Genomic DNA, 14,473 nt, shown 5'->3' with positions numbered 1-14,473 from the left:
GGGGCGTACATGACTATTCAGCTTGATTTAATCTTATTGCTGTTACACTTTTAACCAGTATGCATGCTGACTATCATAGCTCAAGGAGTGATATGCGTAAGTTTTTGACCCTCTCCCGCACGGTAATGATGGCGGGTTTTGTGGTGTTGAGTATGGCTGTCGCAGGCTGGTTGATGCCACAGGCTGGCTCAGGGGAGAGCCCGGCCAGTGCCGGGCAGCTTTCTGCCAAAGGCCAGATTTTAAGTCTGGAGAAAATATCTAAACTGGCCAAGTCTTACAAAGCAGGTGAGATCCTGGAAGTGGAGCTAGAAAAAAAACATGGGCGCTATGTGTATGAAGTGGAAATCCTGGATACACGTAGCCAGGTATGGGAGCTGAAGCTGGATGCCAAAACCGGCCAGCTGCTCAAGATGGAACTGGATGACTGATGCGCTTGCTGCTGGCAGAAGATGATGCTTTGCTGGGCGCCAATGTGCAACAGGCACTTAAAGCCGCCGGGTATGCCAGTGACTGGTTTCAGCAAGGTGACGAAGCCAGAGTGCAGGGCAGCCTGGAACCGTATGATGTAGCTATCCTGGACCTTGGCTTGCCGGGGCTGAACGGCCTGCAAATACTGCAAGCCTGGCGTGCCGAAGGGCTCAGCATGCCTGTGATAGTGTTGACTGCCCGTAGTAGCTGGCAGGAAAAAGTAGAAGCCTTTAACCTGGGTGCCGATGATTATGTCACCAAACCTTTTCATATCGAGGAGTTGTTGGCGCGTATCAGCGCCGTGCATAAACGCAGCATAGGCCTGGTCAGTGGCGACCTTGCCATGGAAGATTTGCGGCTGGATGAACATACGCAAACAGTCTGGCACGGGGCTGAGTCCTATGCATTGACCGGGACGGAGTTCCGCCTGTTGCGCTACTTCATGCTGCATCCGGGGCGGATACTCTCCAAAAGCGAATTGACCGAACATGTGTATGCCTATGATGCAGACAAAGACAGCAATGTGATAGAAGTCTATGTGAATCGCTTGCGCCAAAAAATCGGTGTCGACAAGATACAGACCAGGCGCGGGCAGGGCTATGTATTCGGCAATCCTGCTGCTGAAAGTCATCGCGCATGAAATCGCTACGCAGGCAGCTCACTCTGGGCCTGACGCTCACGCTGGTCGGGCTGCTCACGCTGCAATGGGCAGTGGTGACCTTTACTATTGACCACCTCGTGCAGTCACAGATGACGGAACGCATGCAGCAGGAAGCAGAAGGCCTGCTGGCGGGAGTGACAATCAATCCCCGCGGCCAACCAGTGGTAGAACAACGCCTGATCACTACTGGTTACCAACGCCCGTTTTCCGGACGCTATTTTGTAGTGATGACGGATGAAACGCATAAACTCCAGTCGCGTTCAGCCTGGGATGTCAATTTGCCGGTCACGCCACTGGCGGTGGGTGAACAGCAGGTGTCACATATCACCGGTCCTGAAGACCAGCCTTTGCTGTTTTTAGGTCACGGCTACCGTAAACAGCAGCACAATATCACCATTTATATCGCTGAAAGCCTGGTCGATTTACAGCATAGTTTGCGCGTGTTCCACGGTATCTATGGGGCATTGTCGTTGTTAGGCCTGCTGGCATTATTAGCCTTGCAGCGCTGGATCGTGCTGAATAGCTTAAACCCGTTGCAAGAAATCAAAGAGAACCTGGCGCGTGTCGCCAGCGGTGAGTTACAGCAGATCACTGCCAATGGCCCGGCAGAGGTGATGCCATTGGTCAATGAGTTCAACCGCATCCTGAAAAGTGCCAGCCAGAAAACCAAGCGCTCCCGATTGTCGATCGGCAACCTCGCGCATGCACTCAAAACCAGGCTGGCGCATTTGAATTTGTTATTCGATAGCGAAGCCAGGATAGGCATATCGCAACTCAGGCAGTCGATGAAAGTCTGTGCAGAAGAAATCCACCAGGATGTAGAGCGTGAGCTTAAACGTGCCCGGCTGATGGGGGATGTGTATACCAGTCAGCAGACCGACCTGGAAATCGAAGTGCCCAAACTGGTAGCGACCCTGCAAAAAATCTACAGTGAAAAACAAGTGGCTTTTGCCTGGCAACACGACACACAGACCAAGCTGATGATAGACAGGGAAGATATGCTGGAACTGCTGGGCAATGTGCTGGATAACGCGTTTAAATGGTGTCGTGGCCAAGTACAGTTAAATATACAAGTCCAGTCAAATATAGAAGTACAACCAAATATGGAAGTACAACCAAATATGGAAGTACAACCAAATATGACGGGCCAGCATGGCATTACCATCATCGTGGAAGATGATGGGCCCGGCAGCAGCGCACCAGCACTGGAAACACTGCTGCAACGCGGCATGCGCATGGATGAATCGAAGCCGGGCAGTGGTTTGGGCCTGGCGATCGTGCAGGATATCGTGCAGCATTACCATGGCGACATTGCGCTGGACCATTCTGCGCGGCTAGGTGGTTTGCGTATTCAATTAAGCCTGATGCCAGCATAACGCAGGCATCAGGTCAGTCACTGATTCAAAATTAAAACCAGTCGCGATTGATGCTATTGACCTTGCCGGTTTTCGCATCGATATACACTTCCCATTCCGCGCCATTGGCATCGACGATTTCCACTTCGTAATCATAGCCAGATTTGAATTTTCGGCGTTCCAGTTCCACCTCTTTCACCACACCGGGTTTGGCTGCCAGGGCTTTCGCTTGTGCTTCTTCCCACGAAATAAAGCCAAACGCTTTTGCGGTTTCTGTCATTTTCTGAATGTCGTCGCCATCATCATCGGCCATCACTGGCTGGCTTGCCAGCATGCCGCAAAGCAGGCTGAGCATCAGGACACGGCTGGATGTTTGAATAAAGTTGTTCATCGTGATCTCCAAATTAAAGTGGTTGAATCATCACGATAGTCTGCGTGCCTTAATTCACGCTGAATTTTGCAGGTGATTAAGGTGTATGCGCATTCATGCCAGGCAAGTGCAGGCTGGGTTGATGCATTTTGAGCTGGTTGAACAGCCAGCGTGTTTCCAGCAGGTTCCACACGCGTAGCATGGCTTCCATGTGGTCAAAAGGCTTGGTCAGGAAATCTTTGGCGCCCAATGCCAGTGCCTTGCGGCGGGTCGCGATAGTCGCATCCGCGGTTAACACCAAAACCGGCAAGAAATCATGCGGGCCGACATGATGCGACAGCTGGTCTAGCACGGCAAAGCCATCCAGTACCGGCATCATCAGGTCCAGCAGAATTAAATCTGGCTGGAAGGCATTGACCAGATCCATGGTTTTAGTCGGGTCAGTGGTGCTGATCACTTGCTCAAAACCTTCCTTGGTCAGCAACTCTTCCAGCAACCGCAGGTTGGCTTCAGCATCATCAATGATCAGGATTTTGGAGGCGCGCAATTGTTCAATATTCATGGTGTCGGTTCAGGCAATATTTTTAGCAGTAACTGGTTAAAAGTCGCGACGTTCAACGGCTTGGTAAAGTAATGGGTAATGCCGAGCGCATTCAGGCGCTGCAGAGTTTCAGGCAAGGCATCAGCGCTCAGGATCACCAGTGGTATATCGCGCAGGTTATCCCGTGTGGACTGGATATGTTGAATCAGCGATTCACCTGAGCCATCAGGCAGGTTTAAATCCAGCAACAGCATATCAGGCGTCATGTCGCGCAGCCAGACCATGCTTTCTTGCAGGCTGGCGGCAATATGCAGCTTGATATGGCGATGTTTGGTCATGATGGCTTCCATCAATGCCTGGTTACTTGGATTATCCTCCACATACAGGACATGGCGTTTACGGGAGGAAGTGGTGACTGAGCCCTGCACATTGAGCTCAGTAGCGGAGTCGGGCGATGCCTGTGCCTGCAGTGCATCCTCGCAGGCTGGCAGGCTGAACCAGAACATGCTTTTATCTTCAGCTACGCCAATCTGCCCGCCCATGGCGTCCATCAGTTGTTTACTGAGTACCAGGCCTAGCCCGGTACCTTCGGTCACTGTACGTTCTGCGCCCAGACGGTCAAATGGCGTGAACAGGCGTGAACGCAGTTCCCCAGGGATGCCTTTGCCCTGGTCAATCACTTCAACCCGGATCTGCCCATGCTGGCGATAGGCGCTGACCTTGACGGAGGTGTTTTCAGGACCATATTTCAGCGCATTTGCCAGCAGGTTCAAAATCACTTGCAACAGGCGTTGGCGGTCGGCACGCACTTTCAACCCAGGTTCAAAAAGGGTTTCCATGCTCATATCGCGTACTTTTTCCAGCGGTTTGAGATAGTGGTAGGCTTCTTCCAGCAATGGGTTGAGCGCGATGACTTCCATAGACATGCCGATATCGCCGCTTTCAATGCGCGAAATATCCAGCACCTCATTAATGAGTTTGAGCAGATGCTGGCCGGCATTATGGATCAGGGTGGCGCTATCTTTCTGGCGGCCATCCGGTAAATCATTTTCCAGGATCTGCGCAAAGCCTAAAATCGCATTGAGCGGTGTGCGCAACTCGTGGCTGGTGCGCGACAGGAAATTGCTTTTGGCGGCACTGGCTTCTTCGGCTTCCACTCTTGCCAGATGCGCTTCCTGGGCACTTTTTTTCAGCAATTGTGAGGCATGTTCAAGTTCCATGGTCAGTTCGCCCAGTTCATCCTGACTGATGCTGGGCAGCGCCAGTGGCTCACTTTTCACTAGGTGGATGGCGCTGTCTCGTATGGTCCTGACGCGCGCGACGATGGTTTGTGTGAACACCCATACGCCTATCAGTGAGCCAAATACACCGGCAATCACCGCCATCAAGGTGATGCGCAGATTGCGTTTACGCTCATGTATGACTTCTTTTTTATCCTGGTCAACAATGCGCGACTCGCGCAAACTCATCTGGTCCAGATGTGTACGCAACTGATTCAGCGCTGCGCCCTGCGAGCTGAATTTGCGGATCAGTTCTTCGTTGGCTTCTTTCTCGGTATTGCTGGCCAGGGCGGCCAGGTCATTCAGGTTTTTTTGTACCAGCGGGTGTATCACCAATAGCAGTTTCTGTTGTGCCTGGTCATCCAGCCGCAGTTCCAGCGAGCTGAGCAACTGCGGCATGGCTTGCTTCGCGCTTTCGTAGCCGGACAGGAACTGGCTATTGTCGGTCAGCAGGTAATCACGCACGCCGGTAGAGGCTTCCAGCAATTGTGTTTGCAGGGTTTGAATATCCTGCTGGATCTGCAAGGCATTCTGCACGCGTCGCTCCAGCAAAGCCGCCTGTTGTTCACTTTCAAAAATCAGGGCCAGGGAAGCCAGCAACACGGTCAATGGCAAGGTGTTCAATATAATGCCCTTGATGGTCAAAGGCGCGTCTTGCCACAATTGGTTTAAGTAACTGAACGCTTGTAGGTGACGGAAAGCCATATCAGGAATCACAATCCATCGCTTTTGAATCCGGCTTCTACTGCCTTGACGGCTGCTTGCGTGCGGTCATTCAGATCCAGTTTGCTGAGGATGCGCTCAATGTGGATTTTGACCGTGCCGGGCGAGATGCCTAGTTTAGCGGCTAACAAGGCATTGCTGGCGCCAGAGGGCAATAGTGCAAATACTTCGCGCTCACGCGGCGTCAGTTTCTGCGCATAACTGTCATCTATCACACTGGTGGCCTGGGCCTGACCATACAAAGCAAAGCCCAGCATGCCGCACAGGCTATACAGAATCTGCAAGCTGTTGTGACTCAAAGGGTTGCCGGTGACCAGTGCTAGTAGGCCGACAGCACGTTGCTGGCAGGCGATAGGCAGGTGGTAACTATGGATGTTCGCATCAAGTGGGGTTGGTAATGTCCATAAGCTGGGCACATATTGCGTATGTACTTCAAAGCGGATAGGTTCTTTTAACCATTGCCCCAGGACACCGAGCATGGGGATGCGTGCGCCCACGGGAAAGCTCTTGCCGCGCTGGGCCAGTATCTTCAATGCGCCACCGTGTTGCTGGCTGATCAAACCGTGCTGGGCACCAAATTGCAGGCAAATCTCATCCAACAACCATTGCAACAACTCGGTAGACCAGCCGGAAACGAATAATTGCTGGCCGAATTTTTCAAATAGTTTGTCCTGCGCCATTTGCGCCTGGCTTTGTTTCAAGGCGCTACGCAGGGCAAATGCGCTCTCGGCTTCCGGGGTGGGGCTGTCATTCGGCATATGCCGTTAAGTATATACCGAACTACCTATATCGGTAGATTTTTTGTTGCCATGCACGGTGCAAAATGCAAACCATGATGAATCAGATAAAACACAAACCAACAATGAATGTCCAACAAACAATGAATAGGAGAAACAACATGCGTAACGTATATGCTGCAGTATTAATGGTATTTGGTCTGGTGGCTGTTTTGCCAGTACATGCACAGGATGAAGAAGTCGCTGTGGAATCTAAAGTGCATCATCAACAGTTTTTGAGCAAACGCCCTTACCAGGCACCAGTTGTGGTGGCTAACAAGGCTGATGCTGAACAAGGCTGGGTGGGTGCTTCCATGACTGCCGGTCAGGAGCAGAAAGAAAAACACCTGCAATTATTGAGAATGCATTCGATCGGTAAGCGCCCGCTGTAGTCAGAGTCACGTAAGGTTGCTGGCAGATAATGCTGCCAGGCCTTATGTAGGATGCATGAAGGCTGCGTGACAGATTAAATGATAAAGGAGTATGAAATGAGTAAATTATTATTGGTAGTATTGGTTTCATTCGGCTTGTTAGCGAATGTTCATGCAGATGAAACACAAGCGCAGGATAATGATGTACGTACTTTGCATCATAAGAACTTTAGCAGCCAGCGTCCTTACACTAAAACACCGGTTGCTAAACAGCAAAGCGCTGAAGATAAATGGGAAGGCGCAGGTATTGTGACTGACAAGCCAGACAAAGGCTTTGATAAGCACCAGCAATTGCGCTTAAACTTTATCGGCAAGCGTCCATACGTTGCTGATACGCCTAGAGACTAAGTGCGAACTGAGTATTGTGTTTAAGTTCTAATCACCCCGCATGCGTGCGGGGTTTTGTGTATGTGGCGTAATTAGAAAATTTAATTATAATTAACGATAATAATATAATAAATAATTGTTTCATTTGTGAAGGAAAAACACTATGTCCGCTGCATCATCAAGGTCGAATTTTTTCGACCTGTTTAAGCATTTTAACCGGGATCTACCGGCTTCAATTGTTGTGTTCTTTGTCGCACTCCCGCTTTGCCTGGGGATTGCACTTGCTTCTGGTGCTCCATTATTCTCAGGCGTGATCGCAGGCATCGTCGGCGGTATCGTGGTTGGCCTGGCCAGTGGCTCACAACTGGGTGTCAGTGGTCCGGCTGCTGGTTTGGCCGTGATCGTGATGGCTGCGATCGGCAACCTTGGTTCTTATGAAGTGTTTTTAGCTGCCGTGGTGTTGGCGGGTGTGTTCCAGTTTTTACTGGGTCAGTTCAAGGCCGGATTTATCGCCTATTTTGTGCCTTCTTCGGTAATTACCGGCATGCTGACCGGTATCGGCTTACTGATCATCCTGAAACAGATCCCACATGCCTTCGGTTACGACGCTGATTACGAAGGCGATGAGTCCTTTGATGCGTTTGATGGGCACAATACCTTCAGCGATATTTTGCAAGCATGGGACTTGTTGACGCCAGGGGCTGTGTTAATTGCCGCAGTGTCTTTTGCAATCCTGATTCTGTGGGATACCGTATTAACCAAAAAACACAGGATCTTTCAGTTGCTACAAGGCCCGATTGTAGTAGTATTGGTCGGGATATTGTTCAATATTGCCTTTATGCGCGGCTGGTTAAATTTCACGCTGGCTGAAGATCAGATTGTACGATTGCCGGTAGCAGGTAGTCTGGGTGAATTCACCAGCTTCTTTACCCACCCTGATTTCAGCCAGATTGCAAATCCTGCAGTGATTAAAACAGCCTTGGTGATGGCGATTGTCGCCAGCCTGGAAACATTGTTATGTGTAGAGGCAACCGATAAGCTGGACGTCTTGAAACGCGTGACGCCGACCAACCGTGAGCTTAAAGCGCAAGGCCTGGGTAATGTCGTTTCTGGTTTGATTGGTGGATTGCCCGTCACTCAGGTGATCGTGCGCAGTAGTGCCAATATCACTTTTGGCGCACAAACTAAAATCTCTGCTATTTTGCATGGTTTCTGGTTGCTACTCAGCGCTATTACCATTGCCAGTTTCCTGAACCTCATCCCCCTTGCCAGTCTGGCGACTATCCTGATCATGGTCGGTTATAAGCTGGCAAAACCGAGTTTGTTCAAACAACAGTATGCTTTGGGTTGGGAACAGTTCATTCCATTCATTGTGACGATTGTGGCCATTGTGTTCACTGACCTGCTCACCGGCATCGGCCTGGGTTTGGTTGTCGCGATATTCTTCACCTTGCACCACAGCTATCGTAACTCGCATTACATCAAGCAGACCCGCACGACTAAAGATGGCCAGGATGTCTATGAGCTGGCGTTAGCAGAAGAAGTGTCTTTCTTCAACAAGGCCAGCATCCTGGAAGTACTGGAAGCTATTCCACCCAATAGCAAAGTCATCATCGATTGCACCAACAGCAAAGCAATTGCCTATGATGTGGTGGAATTCATCCATGGCTATCAGCAACATGCCAAGCTGAAAAATATTACCGTAGAAACAATCGCTTTCAACCCGCCCAAGCATTTTCTGGGGCATTAATAAAAAGCAGGGCCCTGGCGCCCTGCAAATACAAAAAATTTATTAGAGGATATATACATGTATAAGCACCCATTACTGGACCGTGAAAAAATGACGCCGCGTGAGGCGCTGGATATCTTGATAGAAGGTAACCGTCGTTTTACTTCAGATATCGAGGAAGAAAAGGATTTCAAGGCGCTGATTCAGATCACTAAGGATAAGCAGCATCCGTTTGCCTCTTTCCTCAGTTGCAGTGATTCGCGCGCACCGGTCGAGTTGTTATTCGATCAGGCATTAGGTGATATTTTTAGCGTCCGCCTGGCAGGTAACATTGCGTCAGACAAAGCCATGGGCAGCCTGGAATTCGCCAGCAAATACCTGGGCAGCAAATTGATTGTGGTGATGGGCCATACTTCCTGTGGCGCAGTCAAAGCTGCGTGTGATGACTTTAAAGATGGCCATATCGGTGAAATCATCAACCTGATCAAACCTGCGATCCGTCATGAAAAAACGGTGGCTGACCCGGCACAACGTAATTCCAAAAATCCTGATTTTGTGGAAAAGATCAATGAATTAAGCGTCAGGTACCAGATAGATACGATTATCCGCAGCAGCGATATCGTGGATGACATGATACAAAGCAAGCAAATTGCGATTGTTGGTGCGATCTATGATATTTCGACAGGTAAGGTGAACTTCCTGGATGATACGTATGTAGGCTAATGACTACGTGCTTGGCGACTAAGCAGAATGAGTCACTCAGCACTACCAAACAAAAAAGCCGATGTTGACATCGGCTTTTTTGATTATTGATGGCCTTCTTTGGCCAGGTTAATACTGTATTTGGGGATTTCCACCGTCACATCGGCCTCTTGCAAAATGGCCTGGCACGAGAGCCGTGAGAAAGGCTGTAAGCCCCAGGCACGGTCCAGCATATCCTCTTCGTCTTCCTCGATCTCGTTCAAGGTTTTAAATCCTTCGCGCACGACTACATGGCAAGTGGTACAGGCACAGACACCACCACAGGCACTATCAATATCAATGTCATGATTGTGCAGTGCATCACAAATAGAGGTCCCTTTTTCTGCTTCGATCACAGCGCCTTTCGGGCAAAGTTCAGCATGCGGGAGAATAGTGATTTTAGGCATATTACAGTTCCAGAGAGTCCAGGTTTTTACCCGCGAGGGCTTTTTGTACAGACACATCCATGCGTTTGGCAGCAAAGTTTTCTGTCGCATGGTTCAATGCTTCAGTGCCATGTTTAATGGCCAGGCTATCCGTGCCCTGGCACAGGGTGTGCAAGGCGTCCAGGTGCGCTTGTATGGTGTCACGTTCGTCTTGCGCGAGTAAGGTCGCGCCGTCTTCTGCCAGGGCAGCCTGAATCGCTTCGATCAGGCGTTGCGCATCGACCGTGGCTTCGCGCAGCATACGCGCTGCTTTGTCACTTTCGGCCGCACCAAAGGAATCCTTCAGCATGCTGGTGATCTGGTCTTCGTTCAGGCCATAAGATGGCTTGACGGTGATATTGGCTTCTACACCGCTGGCTTGCTCGCGTGCACTCACGGAAAGCAGGCCATCAGCATCGACTTGAAAGGTCACCCGGATACGTGCAGCGCCCGCGGCCATGGCCGGAATGCCACGCAACTCAAAGCGGGCCAGCGATCGACAGTCGGCTACCAGTTCACGTTCGCCTTGTACCACGTGTATCGCCATCGCAGTCTGGCCATCTTTATAGGTGGTGAAATCCTGCGCACGCGCAATCGGCAAGGTCGAATTACGAGGAATGACTTTTTCTACCAGCCCACCCATGGTTTCCAGGCCCAATGACAAGGGGGTGACATCCAGTAGCAATAAATCTTCGTCACTGCGGTTGCCTGCCAGCACATTGGCTTGAATGGCAGCGCCCAGTGCGACCACTTTGTCAGGGTCCAGGTTGGTCAGCGGTTCCTGCTGGAAGAACGCCTGCACCGCATGGCGGATATGCGGCATACGCGTCGCACCACCTACCAGCACGACACCGTTGATTTCTTCCATACTCAAACCGGCATCGCGCATGGCTTTGCGGGTTGGGCTTAAAGTCTTGCTGACCAGGTTTTCTGTCAGGCTGATAAATTGGTTCACTGTCAGCGTTTCATCCACCAGTGCGCCATTGCTGAGTTTGCACAGGATGTTCGCTTCATGGTTATCGGTCAGCCATTCTTTTGCCTGGCGTGATTTGGTCAACAGTAAGCGCGTGTCGGCTTCAGTCAGTGGCTTGAAATCTGCCGTTTTACTGCGGACCTGGTCCAGCAGCCAGCAATAGATGCGGTGATCGAAATCATCGCCGCCAAGTGCGGAATCACCATTCGTCGCCAGTACTTCAAAGATGCCTTTGCTCAGGCGCAGGATCGAGATATCAAAGGTGCCACCGCCCAGGTCATAAATCACATAAATACCTTCAGCGGCATTATCCAGGCCATAGGCGACTGCGGCGGCGGTTGGCTCATTCAATAAGCGCAATACATTCAGGCCAGCTAGCCTGGCGGCATCTTTGGTGGCCTGGCGTTGGGCATCGTCAAAATAAGCCGGCACGGTCACAACTACGCCGGTGAGTTCACCGCCCAGCGCTTTCTCGGCGCGGATTTTTAATGCTTTTAATATGTCAGCGGAGATTTCGACCGGGCTTTTAAGGCCGGCGCGGGTTTTCAGTTCCAGTATGCCTTCAGACGTTGCATTTTCGACAAAGTGATAGGGAATATGCGCACGGTCGGTGATATCGTTTAAGGCACGTCCCATAAAGCGTTTGACGGAGACGATGGTATTGATCGGATCCAGGCTTTGCGCTGCTTGCGCCTCATGGCCGACAATCACGGCATCCGCCAGATAACGCACCACGGAAGGCAGCAGGGCATGGCCATGTTCATCATGCAATACTGTGCTCATGCCACTGCGCACCGTCGCCACCAGCGAGTTGGTGGTACCCAGATCAATACCCACAGCCAGTTTGTGCTGGTGTGGGGCAGGGGACATGCCTGGTTCTGAAATCTGTAATAACGCCATGAAACTTAATCTTCCAACTGAGCGATCAATGCATTCACATCTTCGCTCACTTTATCAATAAACTGCAGTTTGCGGACTGTCTTGGCTGCTTCGGCAGGTGCCTGGGTGATTTCATCTGCTACTTGCTGTTGCAAGGCAGCGGCCTGTGACTTCATTTCTTTCAGCAGTGCATCCAGCGCGGCGATATCTTTGGCCGATCTGGCATCATCCATCGCTTCACGCCATTCCATCTGCGCCATCAGGAAATCAGCAGGCATGGCGGTATTGTTCTCTTCGTCGGTGGCGACACCAGCGAGCTGTAATAGGTATCTCGCCCGCGCGGTCGGCTGTTTAAGTGTCCGGTAAGCCTCATTTGCCAGTGTGGCTTGTTGCATGGACTGCATGCGCGCAGTCGGTGAGGCATTCACAAATTTATCCGGATGCACTTCAGCCAGCAAAGTACGGTAATTAGCATCCAGCGTTGCTGGTTCAATATTGAACTGCTGCGGGAGCTGAAATAAGGCGAAATAATTTTGCATGGTTAGCAGCAAAAACAAAAAAGAGGATGCAAAATCTACCTAACGGTCAGCCAGAGTGAGTAAGGTGGTTGAAGCAAATCATTCTCAGGCCTAAACCGTGAATGACTCGCCGCAGCCACACTCATCTTTCACATTCGGGTTGTTAAACTTGAACCCTTCGTTTAAGCCTTCTTTGGTGAAATCCAGCTCGGTACCATCGATATACACCAGGCTTTTCGGGTCTACAATCACTTTCACCCCATAGCTTTCAAACATGCTGTCTTCAGGTTGCATGTCATCGACAAATTCCAGCGTGTAAGCCATGCCGGAACAGCCGGTGGTTTTCACGCCCAGGCGCAGACCAATCCCTTTGCCACGGTTGGCCAGGAATTTCTCTACGCGTTGAGCCGCAGTTTCTGTCAGGGTAATCGCCATCTTATTTGCCTTGTTTGGATTTCAGGTCAGCAATGGCAGATTTAATCGCATCTTCTGCCAGTACAGAGCAGTGGATCTTCACTGGTGGCAGGGCCAATTCTTCAGCAATCGCTGAATTCTTGATTTCCTGCGCCTGGTCCAGCGTCTTGCCTTTTAGCCATTCTGTGACCAATGAGCTTGAAGCAATCGCTGAGCCGCAACCATAGGTCTTGAACTTGGCATCTTCAATCACGCCAGCTGTGTTGACCTTGATTTGCAGTTTCATCACGTCACCACAAGCAGGCGCGCCCACCATGCCGGTGCCTACTGTAGGATCATTTTTATCCAGAGAACCAACGTTACGTGGATTTTCGTAGTGGTCCAAAACTTTATCGCTATATGCCATCTCTATACTCCTCGAAAATTAAAATGCTGCACAAACTCTGCGTTGGATCGGTTTGCCGTACTAAACGTACTGTCTGCGCCTCACCGCCTTGATTTTGTTTCGCCTTTTAATTTTTAGTTAAACTTCCATTCTTTAAAAAATTGAAGATTTGACTGTCTGGCAAGGCGGAGGGTAGCGCCGTTTAGTTTTTCTAAACAAGCTATCCGACTACGCCACCAGGCGGTCAAAGATCAATTTTTAATGCTCTGCCCATTCTACTTTGGACAGATCAATGCCGTCTTTAAACATCTCCCACAATGGAGAGAGTTCACGCAACTTGTCGATCTTGCTTTTCAGCAGGTCTATCGTGTAATCCACATCGGCTTCAGTGGTAAAACGGCCAATGCTGAAACGGATAGAGCTGTGTGCCAGTTCATCTGAACGGCCCAGTGCGCGCAGTACATAGCTTGGTTCCAGGCTGGCTGAAGTACATGCAGAGCCGGAAGAAACTGCAATGCCTTTAATCGCCATAATCAGTGATTCACCTTCAACAAAGTTGAAGCTGACGTTCAGGTTATGCGGCACGCGATGATCCAGGTCGCCGTTTACATAAGTTTCTTCGATATCCAGCAGGCCGTGAAGCAAGCGGTCACGCAAGATGCGGATACGTTCATTCTCACTTGCCATTTCTTCACGTGCGATGCGGAAGGCTTCGCCCATGCCCGCGATCTGGTGTGTGGCCAGTGTGCCGGAACGCATGCCGCGCTCATGGCCGCCACCGTGCATTTGCGCCTCGATGCGGATACGTGGTTTACGACGCACATACAATGCACCAACGCCTTTAGGGCCGTAGGTTTTATGCGCTGAGAAGCTCATTAAATCGACTGGCAGTTTTTCCAGGTCGATTACGACTTTACCGGTCGCTTGTGCCGCATCCACATGAAAAATCACATTGTTTTCACGGCAAATATTGCCCAGTGCTTCAATATCCTGAATGACACCGATTTCGTTGTTGACCAGCATGATGGAAGCCAGCACGGTATCCGGGCGAATGGCTGCCTTGAAGGTCTCGATATTAATCAGGCCATCTGCTTCTGGTTGCAGATAAGTCGCTTCGTAACCTTCGCGTTCTAATTCGCGGAAGGTGTCCAGCACAGCTTTATGTTCAGTTGCCGCCGTGATGATGTGCTTGCCTTTGCCCTCTGCATAAAAGTGCGCCGCACCTTTAATGGCCAGGTTGTTCGATTCTGTCGCACCTGAGGTCCACACGATTTCACGTGGATCGGCATTCACCAGTTTGGCCACTTCTTCACGTGCGTCCTCAACTGCTTTTTCAGCAGTCCAACCGTATGGATGGCTGCGTGAAGCAGGATTGCCATAATCTTCAGTCAAAAAAGGGATCATTTTTTGCGCAACACGCGGGTCTACCGGTGTGGTCGCAGAGTAATCCAGGTAAATCGGCTTTCTATCAGACATG

Annotated in this window: 17 protein-coding genes; 7 read left to right on the top strand and 10 right to left on the bottom strand. The window is 50.6% G+C overall.

Features of this window, described 5'->3' with window-relative positions; translation table 11 throughout:
• The first annotated feature begins 152 nt into the window (after positions 1–152).
• From ACSSVF_RS13415 to ACSSVF_RS13405, 3 genes are read left to right on the top strand one after another with little or no spacing between them, the layout of a single operon-like run.
• A complete protein-coding gene (locus ACSSVF_RS13415) occupies positions 153–428 on the top strand; it encodes a PepSY domain-containing protein (RefSeq protein ID WP_492406358.1) in 276 nt (91 codons plus the stop codon).
• Positions 428–1,108 carry a response regulator transcription factor gene (locus ACSSVF_RS13410; RefSeq protein WP_492404080.1) on the top strand — a complete coding sequence of 227 codons (681 nt, stop codon included), beginning with the start codon at positions 428–430 and terminating at the stop codon, positions 1,106–1,108. Before ACSSVF_RS13415 ends, ACSSVF_RS13410 begins: the two co-directional genes overlap by 1 nt.
• Positions 1,105–2,505: a sensor histidine kinase gene (locus tag ACSSVF_RS13405; protein WP_492404078.1), complete on the top strand. Its 1,401-nt coding sequence runs from the start codon at positions 1,105–1,107 to the stop codon at positions 2,503–2,505. Before ACSSVF_RS13410 ends, ACSSVF_RS13405 begins: the two co-directional genes overlap by 4 nt.
• Before the next feature lie 31 nt (positions 2,506–2,536).
• Here the strand turns inward: ACSSVF_RS13405 and ACSSVF_RS13400 are convergent, their stop codons facing one another.
• The 4 genes from ACSSVF_RS13400 to ACSSVF_RS13385 form a co-directional block, all read right to left on the bottom strand.
• A complete protein-coding gene (locus tag ACSSVF_RS13400; RefSeq protein WP_492404077.1) occupies positions 2,537–2,875 on the bottom strand; it encodes a PepSY domain-containing protein in 339 nt (112 codons plus the stop codon).
• Positions 2,876–2,951: 76 nt separating this feature from the next.
• Positions 2,952–3,416 carry a response regulator gene (locus tag ACSSVF_RS13395; protein WP_379054998.1) on the bottom strand — a complete coding sequence of 155 codons (465 nt, stop codon included), beginning with the start codon at positions 3,414–3,416 and terminating at the stop codon, positions 2,952–2,954.
• A complete protein-coding gene (locus ACSSVF_RS13390; RefSeq protein ID WP_492404075.1) occupies positions 3,413–5,380 on the bottom strand; it encodes a hybrid sensor histidine kinase/response regulator in 1,968 nt (655 codons plus the stop codon). Before ACSSVF_RS13390 ends, ACSSVF_RS13395 begins: the two co-directional genes overlap by 4 nt.
• An 8-nt stretch (positions 5,381–5,388) precedes the next feature.
• Positions 5,389–6,156: a LuxR C-terminal-related transcriptional regulator gene (locus tag ACSSVF_RS13385; RefSeq protein WP_492404073.1), complete on the bottom strand. Its 768-nt coding sequence runs from the start codon at positions 6,154–6,156 to the stop codon at positions 5,389–5,391.
• Positions 6,157–6,296: 140 nt separating this feature from the next.
• Here ACSSVF_RS13385 and ACSSVF_RS13380 point away from each other — a divergent pair, with 140 nt between their 5' ends.
• From ACSSVF_RS13380 to ACSSVF_RS13365, 4 genes are all read left to right on the top strand, one after another.
• A complete protein-coding gene (locus ACSSVF_RS13380; protein ID WP_492404071.1) occupies positions 6,297–6,566 on the top strand; it encodes a hypothetical protein in 270 nt (89 codons plus the stop codon).
• Positions 6,567–6,662: 96 nt separating this feature from the next.
• The gene (locus tag ACSSVF_RS13375; RefSeq protein ID WP_492404070.1) at positions 6,663–6,953 is read left to right on the top strand and encodes a hypothetical protein; all 291 of its coding nucleotides are present in this window, start codon (positions 6,663–6,665) and stop codon (positions 6,951–6,953) included.
• Between the two features lie 142 nt (positions 6,954–7,095).
• Positions 7,096–8,682 (top strand): SulP family inorganic anion transporter, encoded by a 1,587-nt coding sequence (locus tag ACSSVF_RS13370; protein WP_492404068.1) that lies wholly within the window; start codon positions 7,096–7,098, stop codon positions 8,680–8,682.
• 57 nt (positions 8,683–8,739) lie between these two features.
• Positions 8,740–9,384 (top strand): carbonic anhydrase, encoded by a 645-nt coding sequence (locus ACSSVF_RS13365; RefSeq protein WP_492404066.1) that lies wholly within the window; start codon positions 8,740–8,742, stop codon positions 9,382–9,384.
• Positions 9,385–9,467: 83 nt separating this feature from the next.
• Here ACSSVF_RS13365 and fdx read toward each other — a convergent pair whose 3' ends face one another.
• The 6 genes from fdx to ACSSVF_RS13335 all read right to left on the bottom strand — a co-directional run bounded on the left by fdx (position 9,468) and on the right by ACSSVF_RS13335 (position 14,472).
• Positions 9,468–9,809, bottom strand: coding sequence for an ISC system 2Fe-2S type ferredoxin (gene fdx, locus ACSSVF_RS13360; RefSeq protein WP_442586085.1), 342 nt, complete (start codon positions 9,807–9,809; stop codon positions 9,468–9,470).
• Position 9,810: 1 nt separating this feature from the next.
• Positions 9,811–11,700 (bottom strand): Fe-S protein assembly chaperone HscA, encoded by a 1,890-nt coding sequence (gene hscA / locus ACSSVF_RS13355; protein WP_492404064.1) that lies wholly within the window; start codon positions 11,698–11,700, stop codon positions 9,811–9,813.
• 5 nt (positions 11,701–11,705) lie between these two features.
• Positions 11,706–12,218 (bottom strand): Fe-S protein assembly co-chaperone HscB, encoded by a 513-nt coding sequence (gene hscB, locus ACSSVF_RS13350; RefSeq protein ID WP_492404062.1) that lies wholly within the window; start codon positions 12,216–12,218, stop codon positions 11,706–11,708.
• A gap of 90 nt (positions 12,219–12,308) precedes the next feature.
• Entirely contained in the window at positions 12,309–12,632 is a 324-nt protein-coding gene (gene iscA / locus ACSSVF_RS13345) for an iron-sulfur cluster assembly protein IscA (protein ID WP_379055016.1), read from the bottom strand.
• A gap of 1 nt (position 12,633) precedes the next feature.
• On the bottom strand, positions 12,634–13,017 hold the full coding sequence (iscU, locus tag ACSSVF_RS13340) for a Fe-S cluster assembly scaffold IscU (protein ID WP_379055018.1): 384 nt from the start codon (positions 13,015–13,017) through the stop codon (positions 12,634–12,636).
• 237 nt (positions 13,018–13,254) lie between these two features.
• Positions 13,255–14,472 carry an IscS subfamily cysteine desulfurase gene (locus ACSSVF_RS13335; protein ID WP_442586088.1) on the bottom strand — a complete coding sequence of 406 codons (1,218 nt, stop codon included), beginning with the start codon at positions 14,470–14,472 and terminating at the stop codon, positions 13,255–13,257.
• Between the last annotated feature and the right edge of the window lies 1 nt (position 14,473).

The sequence above is a fragment of the Methylophilus sp. E2MeOHC9 genome (genome assembly GCF_058744375.1).
The sequence above is the reverse complement of the archived record's forward strand: the minus strand, read 5'-3'. Positions and strand labels throughout refer to the sequence as shown.

What these genes read in the sequence shown, in the direction of transcription:
- ACSSVF_RS13410 (WP_492404080.1), top strand. Translation starts at nt 428, where the DNA reads ATGCGCTTGCTGCTGGCAGAAGATGATGCTTTGCTGGGCGCCAATGTG.
- ACSSVF_RS13385 (WP_492404073.1), bottom strand. Translation starts at nt 6,156, where the DNA reads ATGCCGAATGACAGCCCCACCCCGGAAGCCGAGAGCGCATTTGCCCTG.
- ACSSVF_RS13375 (WP_492404070.1), top strand. Translation starts at nt 6,663, where the DNA reads ATGAGTAAATTATTATTGGTAGTATTGGTTTCATTCGGCTTGTTAGCG.
- ACSSVF_RS13365 (WP_492404066.1), top strand. Translation starts at nt 8,740, where the DNA reads ATGTATAAGCACCCATTACTGGACCGTGAAAAAATGACGCCGCGTGAG.
- ACSSVF_RS13335 (WP_442586088.1), bottom strand. Translation starts at nt 14,472, where the DNA reads ATGTCTGATAGAAAGCCGATTTACCTGGATTACTCTGCGACCACACCG.
- ACSSVF_RS13390 (WP_492404075.1), bottom strand. Translation starts at nt 5,380, where the DNA reads ATGGCTTTCCGTCACCTACAAGCGTTCAGTTACTTAAACCAATTGTGG.
- ACSSVF_RS13370 (WP_492404068.1), top strand. Translation starts at nt 7,096, where the DNA reads ATGTCCGCTGCATCATCAAGGTCGAATTTTTTCGACCTGTTTAAGCAT.
- ACSSVF_RS13405 (WP_492404078.1), top strand. Translation starts at nt 1,105, where the DNA reads ATGAAATCGCTACGCAGGCAGCTCACTCTGGGCCTGACGCTCACGCTG.
- ACSSVF_RS13415 (WP_492406358.1), top strand. Translation starts at nt 153, where the DNA reads ATGGCTGTCGCAGGCTGGTTGATGCCACAGGCTGGCTCAGGGGAGAGC.
- ACSSVF_RS13395 (WP_379054998.1), bottom strand. Translation starts at nt 3,416, where the DNA reads ATGAATATTGAACAATTGCGCGCCTCCAAAATCCTGATCATTGATGAT.
- iscA (WP_379055016.1), bottom strand. Translation starts at nt 12,632, where the DNA reads ATGGCGATTACCCTGACAGAAACTGCGGCTCAACGCGTAGAGAAATTC.
- ACSSVF_RS13380 (WP_492404071.1), top strand. Translation starts at nt 6,297, where the DNA reads ATGCGTAACGTATATGCTGCAGTATTAATGGTATTTGGTCTGGTGGCT.
- fdx (WP_442586085.1), bottom strand. Translation starts at nt 9,809, where the DNA reads ATGCCTAAAATCACTATTCTCCCGCATGCTGAACTTTGCCCGAAAGGC.
- hscB (WP_492404062.1), bottom strand. Translation starts at nt 12,218, where the DNA reads ATGCAAAATTATTTCGCCTTATTTCAGCTCCCGCAGCAGTTCAATATT.
- iscU (WP_379055018.1), bottom strand. Translation starts at nt 13,017, where the DNA reads ATGGCATATAGCGATAAAGTTTTGGACCACTACGAAAATCCACGTAAC.
- hscA (WP_492404064.1), bottom strand. Translation starts at nt 11,700, where the DNA reads ATGGCGTTATTACAGATTTCAGAACCAGGCATGTCCCCTGCCCCACAC.
- ACSSVF_RS13400 (WP_492404077.1), bottom strand. Translation starts at nt 2,875, where the DNA reads ATGAACAACTTTATTCAAACATCCAGCCGTGTCCTGATGCTCAGCCTG.